14 protein-coding genes and 1 other annotated feature are annotated in these 18426 nt (G+C 47.6%); of the genes, 6 read left to right on the top strand and 8 right to left on the bottom strand.

Annotation, left to right across the window (positions count from 1 at the left end):
- Window positions 1–47 precede the first annotated feature (47 nt).
- Both LCM00_RS04665 and LCM00_RS04660 read right to left on the bottom strand, forming a co-directional pair.
- Window positions 48–1877: a sensor domain-containing diguanylate cyclase gene (locus LCM00_RS04665; protein ID WP_224898380.1), complete on the bottom strand. Its 1830-nt coding sequence runs from the start codon at window positions 1875–1877 to the stop codon at window positions 48–50.
- A 26-nt stretch (window positions 1878–1903) separates the two neighbouring features.
- Window positions 1904–2503: a hypothetical protein gene (locus tag LCM00_RS04660; protein WP_224898378.1), complete on the bottom strand. Its 600-nt coding sequence runs from the start codon at window positions 2501–2503 to the stop codon at window positions 1904–1906.
- 464 nt (window positions 2504–2967) lie between these two features.
- Here LCM00_RS04660 and rpsD point away from each other — a divergent pair, with 464 nt between their 5' ends.
- Window positions 2968–3570 carry a 30S ribosomal protein S4 gene (gene rpsD, locus LCM00_RS04655; RefSeq protein ID WP_009795353.1) on the top strand — a complete coding sequence of 201 codons (603 nt, stop codon included), beginning with the start codon at window positions 2968–2970 and terminating at the stop codon, window positions 3568–3570.
- Window positions 3571–3673: 103 nt separating this feature from the next.
- On the opposite strand, the gene tyrS is transcribed toward rpsD, so the two are convergent.
- Window positions 3674–4930, bottom strand: a complete 1257-nt coding sequence (gene tyrS / locus LCM00_RS04650; protein ID WP_224898377.1) for a tyrosine--tRNA ligase — start codon at window positions 4928–4930, stop codon at window positions 3674–3676.
- A gap of 74 nt (window positions 4931–5004) precedes the next feature.
- Window positions 5005–5227 (bottom strand) — a binding site (T-box leader).
- A gap of 903 nt (window positions 5228–6130) precedes the next feature.
- Between tyrS and LCM00_RS04645 the strand changes: the two genes are divergently transcribed.
- On the top strand, window positions 6131–9010 hold the full coding sequence (locus LCM00_RS04645; RefSeq protein ID WP_224898375.1) for a transglycosylase domain-containing protein: 2880 nt from the start codon (window positions 6131–6133) through the stop codon (window positions 9008–9010).
- A gap of 40 nt (window positions 9011–9050) precedes the next feature.
- Here the strand turns inward: LCM00_RS04645 and acsA are convergent, their stop codons facing one another.
- On the bottom strand, window positions 9051–10769 hold the full coding sequence (gene acsA, locus LCM00_RS04640) for an acetate--CoA ligase (RefSeq protein WP_224898373.1): 1719 nt from the start codon (window positions 10767–10769) through the stop codon (window positions 9051–9053).
- A gap of 248 nt (window positions 10770–11017) precedes the next feature.
- Here acsA and LCM00_RS04635 point away from each other — a divergent pair, with 248 nt between their 5' ends.
- The 4 genes from LCM00_RS04635 (at window position 11018) to LCM00_RS04620 (ending at window position 14070) form a co-directional block, all read left to right on the top strand.
- The gene (locus tag LCM00_RS04635; RefSeq protein ID WP_224898371.1) at window positions 11018–11650 is read left to right on the top strand and encodes a GNAT family N-acetyltransferase; all 633 of its coding nucleotides are present in this window, start codon (window positions 11018–11020) and stop codon (window positions 11648–11650) included.
- 35 nt (window positions 11651–11685) lie between these two features.
- Complete coding sequence (locus LCM00_RS04630) at window positions 11686–12333, top strand: acetoin utilization AcuB family protein (protein ID WP_224898369.1); 648 nt, start codon at window positions 11686–11688, stop codon at window positions 12331–12333.
- Window positions 12330–13502: an acetoin utilization protein AcuC gene (locus LCM00_RS04625; protein ID WP_224898367.1), complete on the top strand. Its 1173-nt coding sequence runs from the start codon at window positions 12330–12332 to the stop codon at window positions 13500–13502. Before LCM00_RS04630 ends, LCM00_RS04625 begins: the two co-directional genes overlap by 4 nt.
- A gap of 112 nt (window positions 13503–13614) precedes the next feature.
- Window positions 13615–14070: a hypothetical protein gene (locus LCM00_RS04620; protein ID WP_404802144.1), complete on the top strand. Its 456-nt coding sequence runs from the start codon at window positions 13615–13617 to the stop codon at window positions 14068–14070.
- A gap of 68 nt (window positions 14071–14138) precedes the next feature.
- On the opposite strand, the gene motS is transcribed toward LCM00_RS04620, so the two are convergent.
- The 4 genes from motS to LCM00_RS04600 all read right to left on the bottom strand — a co-directional run bounded on the left by motS (window position 14139) and on the right by LCM00_RS04600 (window position 18396).
- Window positions 14139–14876: a flagellar motor protein MotS gene (gene motS / locus LCM00_RS04615; RefSeq protein ID WP_224898364.1), complete on the bottom strand. Its 738-nt coding sequence runs from the start codon at window positions 14874–14876 to the stop codon at window positions 14139–14141.
- Window positions 14866–15684 (bottom strand): flagellar motor protein MotP, encoded by an 819-nt coding sequence (gene motP, locus LCM00_RS04610; protein WP_224898362.1) that lies wholly within the window; start codon window positions 15682–15684, stop codon window positions 14866–14868. The genes motS and motP overlap by 11 nt, the downstream gene beginning before the upstream one ends.
- 102 nt (window positions 15685–15786) lie before the next feature.
- A complete protein-coding gene (gene ccpA / locus LCM00_RS04605; protein ID WP_224898360.1) occupies window positions 15787–16785 on the bottom strand; it encodes a catabolite control protein A in 999 nt (332 codons plus the stop codon).
- Window positions 16786–17319: 534 nt separating this feature from the next.
- The gene (locus LCM00_RS04600; RefSeq protein ID WP_224899296.1) at window positions 17320–18396 is read right to left on the bottom strand and encodes a bifunctional 3-deoxy-7-phosphoheptulonate synthase/chorismate mutase; all 1077 of its coding nucleotides are present in this window, start codon (window positions 18394–18396) and stop codon (window positions 17320–17322) included.
- Window positions 18397–18426: the final 30 nt, after the last annotated feature.

Genomic DNA, 18426 nt, shown 5'->3' with positions numbered 1-18426 from the left:
GAGTGTATAAAGGAAAATGAAAAAGACAGGCTTGGACTGGCCTGTCTTTAAAGAATGCTGAATCCCTGGACCACAACCTGGTTTTTTCCGGATTCTTTCGCTGTATACAAAGCTTTATCCGCCCGCTTGAACAGCCAGGAATAGGAATCCTCCCTTTCCAAGTTCCAGTGGGATACCCCGCAGGAAATGGTGACAACGGGATTTGTGCTCTCAGAGACCTTTCTGACAATCCGCTCTGCGATCGCGACGCCCGTTTCCAGGGAAATAGAGGGCAGATAAACGGCAAGCTCTTCTCCTCCCCATCTGGCGGCAACATCGGTACCGCGAATGCTGTTCATAATAATCCCGGCTACCTGGACAATGACTTCATCACCGACTTGATGGCCGTATGTATCGTTGACAGATTTAAAATTATCAATATCAACCAGGATAAAAGCACCTTCTGCATCCTCTCTTAAGGACTGGTGTATCCGTTCATCCAGATAATTCCGGGAATAAAGCCTGGTCAGGTGGTCTGTGACGACCATCTTTTCAAGCTCCTCTCTCAGCATGGAATTCGTGAGGGCCAAAGTGGAATGGTGGATTAGGGACTGAAGAAGCTTAAATGTCTCAAATGAAAAATGATAAGGATCTCTGTGCAGGATAAGGGCAAACCCTTTCAGCACACCAGACTGGGACATTGGGACCGCCATGACGGATTTGAACTGCTCGATCAGGGCATCGTTCTGGAGATCAAGCTCGCCAATGAACAGGCTGTCCTTGTCTTGCCTGATCTTTTCTTTGATATATTTTATATAGATGCCGGATTCCCTTGTCCGGAAGAAAGAAGTGCTTCCTTTAAGGATGCTTACTTGTTCGGATTCTTCAGACAAAAGGACGAAGCCTGCCTCCTCCGCATCAAAAGACTTAATGATCTGTTCAGCCATATAAGTCATCGTTTCCGTCAGGCGAAGATTGGAATTAAGCTGATGCGAAGTCTCATTAATTAGCTGGAGGTCGGCAATCAGCCTCTTCGACTGGTGATACAGCTGGGCGTTCTCAAGTGCACCGCCCGCCGTATTGGCGAGTATGGAAATGAATTCGACTTCGCTTTCAGGAAAGACGAGTGCATTCGGCGCAATGACCTGGAGCACGCCGTATACACCCTGCTTTCCTTTTAGAGGGGCATAAAGGACAGACCTTTTCTCAGATATAGAATCCTCAAACTGTATGGCGCCAGTGACATATGCCTGCATGGCCGCTATATTTTGGCTGTCATATTCAAGATCTTTTAAAGGGAGGTCCCCATGGCTGTTATTGTCATGCGAAAGCATTAGATAATAGGTAAAGTGAGGATACACTTCCTGAAGGGTTTTGATGATCTCTCCGAGGACAGCATCCATATCCATTGAGGAATGAAATTGCTCAGTTACGCGAAAAAGCTGCTTGTAGCGCTTTTCCCTGGCTGAGATTCCCCCGAGTTCCCTGGCCTTCATGATGAAGGCGGCACAGGCAGAGCCCAATTCCCTAATGATTTCTTCATTCAGAGGATCCGGCAGCCCGTTCAGCTCAAGGATTCCCAAATCCATTGACCTGCCAGAAAGCGGGATCCGGCAGCACGCGGCACCCCTGAGTCCCGTTTCCCTTGCCTGATGGCCATCCTGGCCATATCTCCCAGCTGAGGAATCTGTACCTCTGACGCTGCCGCCTGGCCCGTGATAGCAGGCTTCGGAGGCTTCAGAAAAGTCTTTGACCGCTTCGAGCATCTGCTCAATCAAAGAGTCAGACTGAATAAATCCGTCAGTTGTATCAATCAGGTCAAAGAAGCGGCTTTTCAAGCACAATATTTTCTGGCTTTTGAGCATTTCCATATTCATCACCCTATTTACCCAGTTCATATAGGCATTCTCATATATATGCCGTGTTACAGCGTCCTGCCGGAGGCAATTCTCACCCCATCCTCAAGCAGGATAAGCCATGAAGAATGATCGGCTGTGAGGGCATGGACGCTCTCCGGCCTGCCTGCTTCATTGAAGGCTACTTCATATTGGCCCTCCGCTTCAAGAACGGTATGATTTGAAGTCTTCCTTACTTTAAAAGGTTCTCCATCCGAAGTGATGGTGCCCCGAAGGCGCGGTTTACGCGCCCGCACTTTCAGGTCCGGATCCAGATAAACCCAGTCCCCATCCACTTCAGCCCAAAAACCGGCACCCTCACGATCAACTGCCATTTTCTCAGGGGCACTCTCCAAAGTGGCAGACTTGATCAGGCGAAACTTGAAATCATTGTCTTTCTCTACCTCATACAGGGCCAGCACATGGTCCTGTTTTTTTTCATCATATAAGACAACGAGGGGGTCTGCACCATCAGCAGAGCCCGCCTTTATGACCAGGGCAAGCGGGCTCCCTGTCCCGCCCGCCGGCTTGAGATACTGGAAGTATATGGCGGCAAGGGCCACTCCAGCAAACGCCAAAGCCAGAAAAAGGCGGATCTGTTTTTCCTTCTTCGTCTCTCTCAATTTCATCAACACTTTTACTAGAATTAATTAAGACTATTATACCACAGGAAAATTCTCCCCGTTATGATATGATAAAAATATTTTCCAGTAAATTGCTCTCTATGCCGGCATCAAGAGATGATAAAATTGAGAAGGCAGGAGCACTTATTCCGCGAAAAGCAAAACATGCCTTGACATAAAGTTTATAAAAATTATATAATAGCCTTTGTGTAAAATATCGCAGCAAATGTGACACTTTAGGTGATCATTTTGTTCCTCAATAAGGCACCGCTTCCCATCTCTTTTGAGGCGGAAAGCACGGGTTTGAGCCCAAGATGCCGGTAAGCATGGCGTTTTAGCCTTTTATTCGAAGGGGTACTGTGTAACCCGCTGCTGCTAGGGCGAAGGTACATGAAAACAAAATGAGCTTAATGATCGTACGCATCTGTTTTTATTTTACAACAAAATAAAAACACAAGGAGGAGTCATTCATGGCTCGTTATACAGGTCCAAGCTGGAAACTATCCCGCCGTCTTGGAATTTCTCTAAGCGGAACTGGTAAAGAATTAGAAAAGCGTCCTTACGCTCCAGGACAACATGGTCCAAACCAGCGCAGAAAAATTTCTGAGTACGGTTTACAATTACAGGAAAAACAGAAACTTCGCCACATGTATGGAGTTACTGAGCGTCAATTCCGCAACCTATTCGACAAGGCCGGCAAAATGGCTGGTAAGCACGGTGAAAACTTCATGGTTCTTTTAGAATCACGTCTTGACAACGTTGTTTACCGTTTAGGTTTAGCTCGTACTCGCCGTCAAGCTCGTCAGCTTGTAAACCACGGCCACATCATCGTTGACGGAGGACGCGTTGATATTCCTTCATACCGCGTTCAGCCTGGTCAAACGATCACATTGCGTGAAAAGTCACGCGGTCTTGACATCGTTAAAGAAGCAATCGAAGTAAACAACTTCGTACCTGACTTCTTGACTTTCGATGCTGACAAATTGGAAGGTTCATTCACTCGTCTTCCTGAGCGTTCTGAACTTCCTGCTGAAATCAACGAAGCTCTTATCGTTGAATTCTACTCTCGTTAATCGGGAAAAGCACAAGAAAGCACCTGCCTTTTGGCTGGTGTTTTTCTTTTTGCCAATCAATCAGAAAGGTCCGCCTCCAGCCGGAAGCGGACCTTTTTGCGGTTTAATATTTGATAAGAAAATATTTCTTTTTGCCGCGGCGGATGATTGTGAACTGGCCTTCAATGCGGTCTTTTTCTGTAAGTTCATAATCTGTTGCTGTAATTCTTTCACCATTTACATAGACGGCGCCGTTCGATACATCTTCCCTCGCCTGGCGCTTGGATGGAGAAATCTTTGCAGCCGTCAGCAAATCAACGATGCCCTTCTCTTCGCCTGTCGGCTCATAGGATGGCACATCCTTGAAGCCTTGGGTGATTTCTGATGCTGTAAGGTTTTTGACATCTCCGCTGAACAGTGCGGCTGAAATTTTAATAGCCTGTTCAAGCGCTGCTTCACCATGGATCAGCTTAGTCATTTCTTCAGCAAGCGCCTTTTGCGCCTTGCGGAGATGCGCTTCCTCAGCAAGCGAGTTCTCCAGCTCCTCAATTTCTTCCTTTGAAAGGAAAGTGAAGTATTTCAGGTATTTGATGACATCGGCATCAGCTGTATTAATCCAGAACTGATAGAACTCATATGGAGAAGTCTTTTCAGGATCGAGCCAGATTGCCCCGCTTTCTGTTTTGCCGAATTTAGTTCCATCCGCCTTCGTTACAAGCGGGATTGTGACACCATAGCCTTTAGCACCTTCAGGCATCATCTTGCGGATCAGCTCAAGCCCTGTTGTAATATTGCCCCACTGGTCGCTTCCGCCAATCTGCATTTTGCAGTTATGCTTCTCATACAGATGAAGGAAATCCATTGCCTGCAGAATGGTATAAGTAAACTCCGTAAAAGAAATACCAGTATCAAGACGTGATGCAATCGTATCCTTAGCCAGCATATAATTGACACCGACATGCTTCCCGTAATCCCTCAGGAATGTAACAATGTCCATAGAGCCTGCCCAGTCATAGTTGTTGACCATAAGGGCACCGTTCTCACCCTCAAAGCTGAAGATTTTCTTCAGCTGCTGCTGAATGCTGCTGACATTATGCTGGATGGCTTCGAGCGTCTGCAGTTTACGCTCCTCGCTCTTTCCGCTCGGGTCGCCGATCAGTCCTGTTGCCCCGCCGACTAGCACAATCGGCCTGTGGCCTTCATTCTGAAAGCGGCGCAGTGTTAAAAACGGCAGCAAGTGGCCGATATGCATGCTGTCAGCCGTCGGGTCAATCCCGCAGTATAACGAAATCTTCTCTTTTTTCAGCAGCTCTTCTGTTCCCTCTTCATCTGTCTGCTGGTAAACAATACCTCTCCATTTTAAATCCTCAAGCAAACTCATCTTTCTTCCTCCATTCATTTCTTTAAACGCCGGCAGCCTCCGTCGGAAAAAACAAAAAAACGCCCCTGCAAATATGCAGGGACGCTTAACAGCGCGGTACCACCCAAATTGAGGACACAGCTGTCCTCCGCTCTTTTCCTGATAACGGTTCAACCGTCCATTGCTACTACTGCATACGCAGATTCGCAACAGAAGCTCCGGGAGGTAATTCATCCTTCTGCATGCACCGGCTCACAGCAGCCGCCGGCTTTCTGAAACAGAGACAGAAGCACTACTCATTCCCATCAAAGCAGCTATTCAAATTCATAAGATAATACAAAAGTTTTACCATAAAAAATGGGGGTGTGTCAAATCGAAATGCGGAAAAGCCTTGTTCAGCCCCGACAAGCATAAGACGAGCAGGACGGAAGGTTGTTCTTTAACCTTCTGGCCTGATTGGCTTATGACTCGAGGGGCTAGGCTTTGGAGCTGGACAAATCGAAATGCGGAGGCGACTGTTCAGGTGCGACAAGCATAAGGCGCTTTGGAATTGAAGGCGTTCTTTTCCTTCGGTTCCAAAGTGCCTTATGACTCGAGCACCTAGGAGCCGGAGCTGGACAATCGAAATGCGGAGGCGGCTTGTTCAGAGCCGACAAGCATAAGACGCGCAAGAATAAAAGGCGCTCTTTGCCTTTAATTCTGGCGTGGCTTATGACTCGAGGCTCTAGCCGCCGGAGCTGGACAACCTGAAATGCGGAGGCGACTGTTCAGGTGCGACAAGCATAAGGCGCTTTGGAATTGAAGGCGTTCTTTGCCTTCGGTTCCAAAGTGACTTATGACTCGAGCACCTAGGAGCCGGAGCTGGACAAATCGAAATGCGGAAGCGGCTTGTTCAGAGCCGACATTCGAAATGCAAAAAAGCCCATCTCTGCCCCGCCCTCGAACGGCTAAACCCCACTCACAGTATCCCAAACTTCAGATATTTGCGGGATTTCAACTATATTTGCGGGTTTTTCGATATATTTGCGCCATTTCTGATATAATTGCGGGTTTTTCATTATATTTGCGGGTTCCCCCATATATTTGCAACTGCCCTCCTTCACCATTAAAACCAAACAAATTCCCCATCCTCATTAAAAGGAAATTTCAGAAAAATGTCAGTGCTTGTCAAATGGCGCCTGGGTTTGTGCTATAATGTATGTGGTTTTGGGGGTTTATAAAATGAAGGGGGAAAAACATAATTTGAACAATAAATTCAGGTCCTGGCTAAGCCTTTTTACAAATAAAAAGACAGTAAAAGGCGCTTCTATTACCTATCAAGTCGTGTGGAATTTAACTCTTCTGTTCATTATACTAGTTGTTCTCGGAGGAGCTTTTGCAGGAGGAGTGGGTGCCGGGTATTTTGCCTCCCTGGTGAAGGACGAGCCGATCCGTTCCTATGAGAGCATGAAGAAAGATATATACAATTATGAAGAAACATCAGAGCTTTATTTTGCCAATAATGTCTATCTCGGAAAGCTCCGGACAGACCTTGAGCGGGAGGAAGTGAAGCTTGAGGATGTTTCAGTCCATCTGAAGGATGCAGTCGTTGCGACCGAAGATGAATATTTTTATGAGCATGATGGGGTTGTGCCAAAAGCAATTCTGCGTGCACTATACCAGGAAGTATCCAATAGCGCTGTACAGAGCGGCGGAAGCACCCTGACACAGCAGCTGATCAAGAATCAGATCCTGACAAATGAAGTTTCATTCGAAAGGAAGGCAAAAGAAATCCTGCTCGCGCTCCGGCTCGAAAAATTCTTTGATAAAAAAGAGATTCTTGAAGCCTATCTGAATGTGTCGACATTTGGGCGCAACTCTTCCGGCCGGAATATCGGCGGCGTGCAGGCAGCGGCGAAGGGAATCTTCGGAGTTCCTGCCAGCGACCTTAATATTGCCCAGTCCGCGTTTATCGCCGGTCTTCCGCAGAGCCCTTTCGGATATACCCCTTTTACAAACAAAGGGACCGTTAAAGAGGATCTGGAACCAGGATTAACAAGAATGAAGACCGTTCTGAAACGGATGTATGATGATGGGAAGATTTCCGATAAAGAATATCAGGAAGCCCTAGCTTATGATATTACCAAAGATTTCGTTCCTGCAGGCTCAAGTGCGGTTGAAAAATACCCTTGGGTCACATTTGAGATAGAAGAGCGGGCAGCTGAAGTCATGTCCAAGGTGCTGGCTGAAAAAGATGGCGCAATGGAGCAGTACAATAATGACAAAGAGGTCAAGCAGAGATATCTGGCTTTGGCTGACAAGAATCTGCGCCAAAACGGCTACAAGATCCACTCGACCATCAATAAGGAAATCTACGATAGAATGCAGCAGGTAAAAAATCAGTACCAGCATTACGGTCCTGATAAAGCCCAGACGGTGACTGATCCAGATACCGGAGAAGAGGTAAGCATCATGGAACCAGTAGAAGTGGGTGCTGTCCTCATCGAAAATTCTACCGGAAAGATCATCAGCTTTGTGGGCGGCCGTGACTATAAGAAAGAGAAGCTGAATCACGCCACACATGCCGTCAGGCAGAATGGCTCTACCATGAAGCCTCTCCTGGTTTACGCACCTGCCTTTGAGCTTGGGAAAGCATCTCCGGGCACCATACTTCCGGATGTGCCGCTGATGCTTGCACCTGGCTTGAATAGGCCATGGCCAAATAACTATGATTTGCGCTATACCGGACTTGTAACGGCTAGATATGCTCTTGCGAAATCCTATAATGTCCCGGCCGTCAAGCTCTACAAGGATATTGTCGGCCAAAGGCCGGCAGAGTATCTTAAAAAGATGGGCTTCACTTCTCTGCTTGAGCCGGACTATACGAACCTGGCAACCGCCATCGGCTCTCTGGAAAACGGTGTGACAGTCGAAGAAAATACCAATGCATTCGGGACTTTTGCCAACAGCGGCAAATTCGTTGATGCCTATATAATTGATAAAATCACTGACAGAGACGGGAATATCGTTTACCAGCATAAACCTGAGCCTGTTGAGGTCTTCAGCCCGCAGACGGCATATCTTACTTACGATATGATGCGGGATGTCATCAACAGCGGAACTGCCACCTCTTTGAAAAACAGGCTGAAATTCAGTTCTGACTGGGCCGGGAAGACCGGTACAGGAAATATGTTCCATGATGCGTGGTTTGTCGCGACGAACCCGAATGTCTCTTTCGGGATCTGGACCGGATATGACACGCCGAAGTCATTAAAAACAGGCGGCATGAGCTACAGCATGCGGAATATTTATCTTTGGGCAGATCTGATGAATGCAGCCTACGACGTTGCCCCTGATCTCGTTGATCCAAGCGAAAGCATCAAGATGCCAGGCGGGATTGTCAGAAGATCCTTCTGCGGGGTATCCGGCCTTCTTCCATCAGAAGCCTGCTCACAGGCCGGCCTGGTGGAGACAGACCTGTTCAACAGCAAGTATGTGCCGACCAGAACGGATGACAGCCTTGTGAACGGTAAATTCGTCCGCATTGGCGATAGGAAATATCTGGCGCTTGATTCAACGCCAGCCGAATTTGCTGAATCAGGGCTTATTCTTAACCCTGATTATATTGAAAAGCTATTTGGCGTGAATGTGGATCCCAGCCAGCTGATTCCGCAGAAGGACAGATGGTCAAAGGTTCTCGTTCCCCAGGATAAAATCGAGGATAACGGAAAAACACCTTCCGCCCCATCAATCAAAGCATCAGGAAGCTCCATTGTATGGGGGCAGCATCCTGAATCAGATGTGATCGGCTACAGGGTCTACAGCGGCGGAGCCAAAGTCGGCAGCGTGAGAGCTGGCTCAGGCCTTTCATTCAGCGGCGGCAATGGTTCCTATTATGTGACGGCAGTCGATATTGCCGGAAGGGAATCAGGAGCATCAAACACGATTCAAATCGGCCAGGCCGCTCCGCCGGCATCAGAGAAGCCGAAAGAAACGAAGCCGGCCGACCCTCCTGGAGATAAACCAGAGGAAAAGCCTGAAGATAAACCGGATGAAGAAAAGCCCGCTGAAGGGGAAACTAATCCGGATGATGGAAATCAGGATGACAGCGGCAGCCAGTAAAATAACGAAGGGAGAAGCCAAAATGGCTTCTCCCTTTTTATTAATCTTCCATTGTTGATAAATCGCCTGTAGGCAGATCCAGTTCCCAGGCTTTAAGGACCCGTCGCATGATTTTTCCGCTCCGGGTTTTTGGAAGCTTGTCGCGGAATTCGATTTCACGCGGCGCTGCATGAGCGGCCAGCCCTTTTTTAACAAACTGGCGGATATCTTCAATCAATTCTTCAGACGCTTCATAGCCATCTCTCAATGCAATGAAAGCCTTGATGATTTCCCCCCGGACAGGATCCGGTTTCCCGATGACTCCGGCTTCAGCTACAGCCGGGTGTTCAACAAGCTTGCTCTCTACTTCGAATGGCCCTACCCGCTCTCCTGAGGTCATGATGACATCATCGATGCGCCCCTGGAACCAGAAATAGCCGTCTTCATCCATATAAGCTGAGTCACCGGAAACATACCAGTCTCCAGGCATGAAATAGGATTGATATTTCGGTTCGTTATTCCAGATCGTCTGCATCATAGATGGCCAGCCCTTTTTGATGGCCAGATTCCCCATCCTGTGAGGCGGAAGGATATTTCCCTGATCATCCACAATGGCGGCCTCTACGCCTGGGATCGGCTTGCCCATTGATCCCGGCTTGATTTCCATGCAAGGATAATTACAGATCAGCTGTGCACCGGTTTCAGTCATCCACCATGTATCATGGATCCTCAAATGGAAGACCTTCATTCCCCATCTGACCACTTCCGGATTCAAAGGCTCCCCGACACTTAAAATATGGCGCAGGCTGCCCAGGTCAAAGTTCTTTACCACTTCGTCCCCTGCACCCATCAGCATGCGGAAGGCTGTTGGTGCACTGTACCAGACCGTAACTCCATATTCCTCGATCATTTTATACCATGTTTCCGGATTGAAGCGCCCGCCGATAATGACATTGGACGAACCAGCCAGCCATGGAGCAAAGATCCCATAGGAAGTCCCGGTCACCCAGCCAGGATCGGCCGTACACCAATAGACATCCTCTTCCTGCAGATCCAGTACCCATTTGGCTGTCTGGTAATGCTGGATCATAGCGTTATGTACATGCAGGACTCCTTTCGGCTTCCCTGTGGAGCCGGAGGTATAATGAAGGATCAGCCCGTCTGTACGTTCCACCCATTCGATTCCCAGCTTTGTGCCGGCCTCAGCGAATCTTTTATTAAAGTCGATAAACGGGCCTTCTTCTTCTACCCCATCCCCAACCAGGAATACAGTCTTCAAATCCGGAAGCTCATCCACCGGCACCCGGTCAAGCAGCTCTGGAGTTGTGACCAGAACCTTCGCCCCCGAGTCTTCAAGGCGGTCGCGGACTGCTCCTTCCATGAATGCTTCGAATAAAGGCCCTACAATAGCCCCGAGCTTAATGGCTCCAAGGACAGAGAAATACAATTCTGGCGAACGCGGCATGAAAATAAAGACGCGATCCCCTTTCTCGACATCACCATAATTTTTTAAAACATTGCCGGCCTTGTTGGAAAGATCCTTCATTTCCTTGAAGGTATACTTCTCTTTTCTTTGGCCGTCCCGGTAATATAATGCCACTTTGTTTTTCCGGAAAGATTCTGCATGTCGGTCTATGGCTTCATAAGCCATATTGACTTTCCCGGTGCCGCTCCATGAAAACTCTTTTTCTGCTTCCTTCCAGTCAAATTGACTGTACAGTTCGTCATAGTTTGCCAGGTTGAAGTTTCCCTGGACTGCTGGTAGCGCTTCCACTTTCATTTGCATGCTCCCCCTTTTACAATGTTTGTCATTATTATAGTACAAAACATTTCTTTTCTCAATTTTTAAAATATTGCAGGCGATTGAGTGTGATTGATTCAATACTTTTTTCATACAGGAAATATACTATCTTTAGAGATTAAATATTTGCAATTTATTGATAAAATAGTTTGAAAGCGCTTTTAATGCCGGTTTTTATGTATAATAGGAGTACAACTGAAATGCAATGATTTTTTGGTGGTGAATCGATGGAACATACAATGACTTATAATGCGAAAGAATTGAAGACTGTTAAAGGGAGCCTGATCATCGAGGGTCCCGTCCCTTCAGAAAAATTGGCACAGTATGAGTTTCACGAGGACCTGGTCGCATTCCGCCCTCCGCAGCAGCAGCATAAAGCCCTGGTTGAAATCGCATCCCTTCCAGAAGGCAGGATCATCATCGCCAGAGACGGGTTGACGATTGTCGGCTATGTGACCTATCTGTACCCCGATCCCCTCGAAAGATGGTCGGAAGGCAATATGGAGAATCTGATTGAGCTTGGAGCCATTGAGGTGATCCCGAAGTTCAGGGGCGCAGGTACTGGAAAAAGCCTTCTGCAGGTATCCATGATGGATGACTATATGGAAAGTTATATTATTATAACGACAGAATATTATTGGCATTGGGACCTGAAGGGGACAGGACTGAATGTGTGGGAATATCGCAAGGTAATGGAAAAAATGATGAATGCAGGCGGTCTCGAATGGTATGCCACCGACGATCCGGAAATCAGTTCCCATCCGGCAAACTGCCTGATGGCAAGGATCGGAAAAAGGGTGGACCCTGAATCTATCCAGAGATTTGATCAGCTCCGTTTTATGAACAGATTTATGTACTAGCCTTTTCTATTTCTCTAGTTAAGGGGGAGAAGCCCATGATTGTAGAAGACATAATGAAAGTCGATGTAGCCGCACTCTCTCCTGAACATTCTATTGCAGAAGCCCTCCGGCTTATGAATGACAGGAAAATCCGCCATCTTCCGATCATAGATTCGGAGCGGCGGTTAGTCGGCATCATTTCTGACAGGGATATCCGTGATGCAGCTCCTTCCATTTTCCAGCTGGATGCGGACAGGAGTGAGCTTGGCAAGCCGCTGAAGGCAATCATGAAAACAGATATCATCACAGGCCATCCGCTTGATTTTGCGGAGGAAATTGCAGCAGTGCTATATGAACATAATATTGGCTGCGTCCCTATCGTGAAGGAAGGGACACTGGTCGGAATTGTAACGGAAACAGACCTGCTCTATACCCTGGTAGAGCTGACAGGCGCCAACCAGCCCGGTTCACAGATTGAAGTGAGGGTTCCAAACAGGGCCGGCGTTCTGTCGGACCTGACTGAGGTTTTCAAAGATCGCAAGGTCAACATCCAAAGTGTCCTCGTCTATCCTGACAAACAGGATGAACAATATAAAATCATTGTGCTCCGGGTCAGGACCATGAATCCGCAAACCTTGATATCAGACATTAAAAAGGCCGGGCATCATGTGCTGTGGCCAAATGCGCAGGGGATGCTGCCATGACCCGCGATAGCATTTTTATATTTTCGGAGGAGCTGCTGAACTATAAGTTCAATCCCCAGCATCCTTTTAACCAGCTGAGATTAAAACTTACACTTGATCTTCTTGAGCAGGCCGGGGCCATTGATGCCGGCAGCATCATTCCGCCCAGGCCTGCTTCCGATGAGGAAATATGCCTTATCCATGATCCCAATTATGTACAGGCAGTGAAGCTGGCTGGCCAGGGCAAGCTTCCGGCAGAAATGGCCGAAAGCTATGGAATCGGTACAGAGGATACCCCGATTTTTGATGATATGCATGAAGCCAGCTCCCTGCTGGTCGGGGGAAGCCTGACTGCGGCAGATTATGTTATGGAGGGTAAAGCGCAGCATGCACTCCATCTCGGCGGAGGCCTTCATCACGGATTCCGCGGCAAAGCTTCGGGTTTCTGCATTTACAATGACAGCTCTGTTGCCATAAAATATCTGCAGGAAAAATATAAAGCACGCGTCCTATACATCGACACTGATGCTCATCACGGTGACGGGGTTCAATGGGCGTTCTATGATGATCCTGATGTGTGCACCCTGTCTATCCATGAAACCGGCCGCTATCTTTTTCCCGGGACCGGCAATGTCAATGAAAGGGGGCAGGGGAAAGGCTATGGCTATTCTTTCAATATCCCGGTGGACGCCTTTACGGAAGATGAATCGTGGCTTCATGCTTACCGGGATTCAGTAAGAGAGATCGCCGACTTTTTCCGCCCCGATGTCATTGTAACTCAAAATGGCGCGGACTCTCATTATTTGGATCCGCTTACACATTTATCTGCGACAATGAAAATTTATCGCGAAATTCCTAAGCTGGCGCATGAAATCGCCCATCAATATTGTGATGGAAGATGGATTGCCGTCGGCGGAGGCGGCTATGATATCTGGCGGGTTGTGCCAAGGGCCTGGGCCCTGATCTGGATGGAAATGACGGGAAATACCAATTGCTATGGGAGATTGCCTGATGGATGGATCCAGAAATGGAAAGACCAGGCTCCAGTAGAGCTGCCCCAAGAGTGGGATGATCCGGACAATCTGTATCCGCCCATCCCCCGCAAACCTGAAATAACCGAGAAAAATGCCAATACAGCAGCCAAGGCTCTGTATCCTATCCGCAATAAGACACATTCTGAATCTCTCTAGTTTTTCCGGCAAAAATCCTGCCAGCCATGCCCTTTGTCCAAGCTTATCCTTTCAGTTTGCATACAATATGCTGCGATGCTTTCTATGAAAGGAGAAATGCAATTTGGGGAAAATGAGGACTCTCTCCACAGGTGTCCTGCGCAAAGAGCCAGGAACAGTGGCTGCGGTTATCAATCTGGCCAACACAGGGCAAAGCGAGCAGGAAGTGACTGTGGAAGTATGGAACTGGTCGTCCTATTCAAAACCGGCGAAGCTTCCCGTCCTTATCGGGAAGAATAATGCGGTGATGTTCCCGCACAAGCTGGAATCTGAGAAGCTGGCGGTCATGTATACAAATCTATCTGATGTACTTTTCTATGAAATCCGGATTATCAGCGGCAATGAAGTGATAGCAAATTGCTTTGGAAGGAATGCCAGCCTTGCTGCCCAGGAAGGGAATACAGTCCTTCACCAGCAGCTTACGCCTATAGGCGGGAAAGATGACGGCAAATTTGAATTCAATTTAGAATCCTTGCCCTGGCCCTGGCTGCTCTCGGAGTTTGGAAAGAACTTTTTGGATAAAAAATAACAAATGGAAACAGAAAAAGGCTGTATCTCAATACATTTTAATGAGATACAGCCTTTTCCCTATTTCTCTCAATCTGTATTTTCCTCATAGCGGGGATCTGAAATGATAACTTCAACCCGCCGGTTTCTTTCAAGGTTTTCCTCCGAATCATTCGGTACAAGCGGCCGGGTGTCTCCGTAGCCAACAGCAATAAACCGTTTGCTGTCAAGGCCTGTGCCTGCCAGATAGCGGATGACGCTGCTTGCCCGTGCGGCAGACAGCTCCCAATTTGACGGGTATCGGTAGGTGGCGATCGGCCTGTTGTCCGTGTGCCCCTCTACCTTGACCAGGTTCGGCATATCAGCAAGCAAAGACCCCACCTTATCAAGAAAGCCGCTGTCCTTGTCTACAATTTCCGCTTCACCCGACTCAAACAGCACCTGCTCCTGAAGGACCAGCACCACCCCGCGCTCTGTCCGGTTGGCAACAATAACATCCTCAAGGCCGTTCTTTTCAAGATAGCCTTCCACTTCCTGCAGAAGGTTCTCCAGCCTCTCCTCTTCCTGCCTGTCCGATTCCGGCCCCTGATTCACGACATTCTCGTCATTTTCAGATGGATTTTCAAATGGGATGAGCGATGGATAAAAATCCATGAACTGCTTGTCCTGAAACGATTCAGAAACCGCCTTGAATTTGACGATATCAATCTGTGACATTGAGAATAACAAAATGAAGAATACCAGAATCAGTGTGACAAGATCGGAGAATGTCACCATCCACTTCGGCGCACCCTTCGGCTCTGTTCTCGGGCGTCTATTAATCGCCATATTCTAAGGCCTCCGCTGATGCTTGAGCCTCATACTTCTCTTTTCTTTCCTGAGCAGAAAGGAAAGCGCCCAGCTTTTCTTCCAGCAGCCTCGGATTCTGCCCTGCCTGCACCCCCAGGACACCTTCAATGATGATTTGCTTCAGAAACACTTCCTTCTCTGTTTTCAGGAGAAGCTTGGCTGACATCGGCAGGAAAACAAGATTGGCCAAAAGCGAACCATATAAGGTGGTGAGAAGGGCGATTGCCATATTCGGACCCAGGCTTGCAGGATCATTCAGATTCTTCAGCATCAGCACAAGTCCGATAAGAGTCCCGATCATCCCCCAGGCAGGTGCATATTCCCCAGCTTTATCCAGGATGCTCCTGCCCTTCCGATGCCTTTCCTCCATCGCCGCAATCTCGGCATTCATAATATCATTGATTACATCCGGCTCCAGTCCGTCGACCGCCAGCAGGACACCCTTCCTGACAAAAGGATCTTCCATCTGTTCAATCTCGGGTTCAAGAGACAGCAGCCCTTCCCGGCGGGCCTTGTCCGATAGCTTAACAAATACATCAATGATCTTGCCCAAATCCTTTTCATCTTTCGAAAAAGATTGGCGGACCACTGTAAAGGAATGCTTAATGTCCCTCAATGGAAAACTGACCAGCAGGCCGGAAATCAGTCCGCCAAGGACAATCAGCATCGAGGCGGGATCCACAAATGACAGAAAGCCGCTGAATCCCCCGTTTGTCATAATTCCAAAAACCAGCATTGCAAAACCGATAAACAAGCCAATCGGTGTAAGAGTATCGAGCTTTCTCATAATTCCTCTCCCTGGTCAGCTAATAATCCAATAACGCCTGTAAGCAGAATTTTCGGGCCCTGCCCTAATTCTGCCCGCTCTCTCTTTATATCGGCGCTATTATTATTTTGTTGAATCCCGATATTCAATCCGGTGAGGCAGGACGACAATGTTTTCTGTTACTTTCTCTTTGTTCATATATTTGGTCAAAAGTCGCATGGCAACCGCCCCGATATCATAAAGCGGCTGGACGACGCTCGTCAGCTGAGGCCTTACCATCAATGCAAGGCGCGTGTTGTCTGAGCTGATGACTTCAACGTCGTTAGGAACAGAAAAGCCTTTGTCCTCTGCACCATGGACGACGCCCAGCGCCATTTCATCAGAACCGGCAAAGATGGCTGTCGGCTTTGCAGATGCTTCCATCAGCTTTTCAAAAGCTTCGATTCCGGAATCATACGTATAATCTCCTTCTGCAACAAGCTCTTCCTTATATTCAATGCCCGCTTCACTGAGAGCCCTTTTGTAGCCGGCAAGCTTTTTCGCTTCATTGATCGGTTCATGCAGCGGTCCGATGGCGATCCCGATCTGCTTATGGCCCTTTTCAATGAAAGTCTGTACCACATCATAAGCTGCCTGCTCGTAATTGATATTTACAGAAGGAATCTTCTCTGATTCCTCAATGGAACCGGCCAAAACGATCGGCACTGGGGATTTTTCGAATTCCTCCACATGTTCAGGCGTAATATTTCCGCCCATGAACACGATTCCATCCACTTGCTTGCCGAGCATTGTATTCAGCAGGTGAAGCTCTTTATCTTTATTCTGGTCAGAATTGCTCAGGATAATATTGTACTTGTACATCGTTGCAATATCCTCGATGCCCCTTGCCAGCTCCGCAAAGAAGGTGCTCGAAATATCCGGGATGATGACACCCACAGTGGTCGTTTTCTTGCTTGCAAGTCCCCTGGCGACAGCATTAGGGCGGTATCCGAGCCTCTCGATGACCTCAAGCACCTTTTTCCTTGTCGCAGGTTTTACATTTGGATTTCCGTTCACTACCCGGGAAACCGTTGCCATTGAAACATTTGCTTCACGGGCAACATCATAGATTGTTACATTCATTTAAAACACTCCTTTTCACTTGAACATTCCTCTTTTATCACACTGTCTCGGTATTCTTTGCCAGTCAGCTTTATTAATAAAAGCTTTGTTAAAATTGTTATTGATTTTGGGCTCATTTTAGATGTGCTGAAATGCGTGTGAAACAAAGTTTTACACGAATGAGCCCAAAATTATAAAGGCACACTAACACAGCCTAATAAAAAGAAAAATATAATATAATTTGACCATGCATTTTTAAGTTCATTACTTATGTTGTCCTGATATTCCAAACAGTAACGCAATTTTCCTGCTTGTGAATAACTAAACTTGTCTAATTATGTCTTTAATCATACGACAGACAGGCGTTTGCCGCAATGTAAAGCCCTTTTATTTTACAAAAAAGCGGGGATTTATTCAAAGACATCACTCCCCAAATGCCAAATCCTCTTTATTTTGTGCAAATGATCTTCCTGTCATATAAAAAGGCTCCCCTGAAAAAAATCAGAAGAGCCCTTTTTATATAGCCGGCTAAGGAATATCCCAATAGCCTCTGCCTTATACTTTTACAAAGGATGAAGCCTTGAGCTGTGCCATGAAATCGTCAAACTGATTCAGGTCCATCTGCTGTGCTGAATCTGAGAGAGCCACCGCAGGATCAGGGTGGACTTCGGCCATGACGCCGTCTGCGCCGATTGCAAGCGCTGCTTTAGCAGTTGGAAGAAGCAGATCCCTTCTTCCGGTTGAGTGGGTGACATCGACCATAACAGGAAGATGCGTTTCCTGCTTCAGGATCGGCACCGCAGAAATATCAAGGGTATTCCTTGTTGCACGTTCATATGTGCGGATGCCCCTCTCGCAAAGGATGATCTGCCCATTGCCCTGAGCCATGATATATTCAGCAGCATTGATGAATTCTTCAATGGTAGCCGCAAGGCCCCTCTTAAGCAATACCGGTTTATTGGCTGCACCCGCTGCTTTCAGGAGCTCGAAGTTCTGCATATTCCTTGCACCGATCTGGATGACATCCAGATAATCTGTAGCCGTTTCAATATCAGCTGGATTGACTATTTCACTGATGACGGCCAGGTCATACTCATCTGCGACCCTTTTCAGGATTTTCAGGCCTTCAAGTCCCAGCCCCTGGAAATCATAAGGAGAGGTTCTAGGCTTATAGGCACCGCCGCGGAGAAGCTTCATGCCTTTAGCTTTTACGGCTGCCGCAACTGTAGCCACTTGTTCATAGGACTCGACAGCACATGGTCCAAAGACAAAATGCGGGTTGCCGTCGCCGATTTTTTCGCCTCTTAAATCGACAATGGTATTTTCAGGCTTTTTCTTCCGGGAAACAAGGAGCGCTTTGCGGTGGTCATCTTTCTGCAGTTCAAGCCCTGCCTTAAAGATTTCCTTGAAAAGATGCTCGATCGTTGAGTTTTCAAATGGCCCTTCGTTATGTTCTTTAATGGAATCCAGCATTTTTCTTTCACGGACAGGGTCATAGCGGTTAACACCCTGAGTTTCCTTAACCCTTCCGATTTCCTGAACAAGGCTTGCCCTCTCGCTGATCAGTGATAAAAGCTGAAGATTGATTTCCTCTACTCGTTCGCGCAGCTGATCTAATTCTTTATTGCTCATCATGTCCCGTCCCTTCTCTTTGGCTGAACC

Origin of the sequence: Bacillus infantis, assembly GCF_020171945.1 — a bacterium.
GTDB classification, from domain to species: Bacteria; Bacillota; Bacilli; order Bacillales; family Cytobacillaceae; genus Bacillus_AB; species Bacillus_AB infantis_A.
This window is presented reverse-complemented; position numbering and strand designations above follow the sequence as displayed.

Coding starts and splice junctions, on each gene's coding strand:
- LCM00_RS04665 (WP_224898380.1), bottom strand. CDS start 1,877: ATGAACTGGGTAAATAGGGTGATGAATATGGAAATGCTCAAAAGCCAG.
- LCM00_RS04660 (WP_224898378.1), bottom strand. CDS start 2,503: ATGAAATTGAGAGAGACGAAGAAGGAAAAACAGATCCGCCTTTTTCTG.
- rpsD (WP_009795353.1), top strand. CDS start 2,968: ATGGCTCGTTATACAGGTCCAAGCTGGAAACTATCCCGCCGTCTTGGA.
- tyrS (WP_224898377.1), bottom strand. CDS start 4,930: ATGAGTTTGCTTGAGGATTTAAAATGGAGAGGTATTGTTTACCAGCAG.
- LCM00_RS04645 (WP_224898375.1), top strand. CDS start 6,131: ATGAAGGGGGAAAAACATAATTTGAACAATAAATTCAGGTCCTGGCTA.
- acsA (WP_224898373.1), bottom strand. CDS start 10,769: ATGAAAGTGGAAGCGCTACCAGCAGTCCAGGGAAACTTCAACCTGGCA.
- LCM00_RS04635 (WP_224898371.1), top strand. CDS start 11,018: ATGGAACATACAATGACTTATAATGCGAAAGAATTGAAGACTGTTAAA.
- LCM00_RS04630 (WP_224898369.1), top strand. CDS start 11,686: ATGATTGTAGAAGACATAATGAAAGTCGATGTAGCCGCACTCTCTCCT.
- LCM00_RS04625 (WP_224898367.1), top strand. CDS start 12,330: ATGACCCGCGATAGCATTTTTATATTTTCGGAGGAGCTGCTGAACTAT.
- LCM00_RS04620 (WP_404802144.1), top strand. CDS start 13,615: ATGAGGACTCTCTCCACAGGTGTCCTGCGCAAAGAGCCAGGAACAGTG.
- motS (WP_224898364.1), bottom strand. CDS start 14,876: ATGGCGATTAATAGACGCCCGAGAACAGAGCCGAAGGGTGCGCCGAAG.
- motP (WP_224898362.1), bottom strand. CDS start 15,684: ATGAGAAAGCTCGATACTCTTACACCGATTGGCTTGTTTATCGGTTTT.
- ccpA (WP_224898360.1), bottom strand. CDS start 16,785: ATGAATGTAACAATCTATGATGTTGCCCGTGAAGCAAATGTTTCAATG.
- LCM00_RS04600 (WP_224899296.1), bottom strand. CDS start 18,396: ATGAGCAATAAAGAATTAGATCAGCTGCGCGAACGAGTAGAGGAAATC.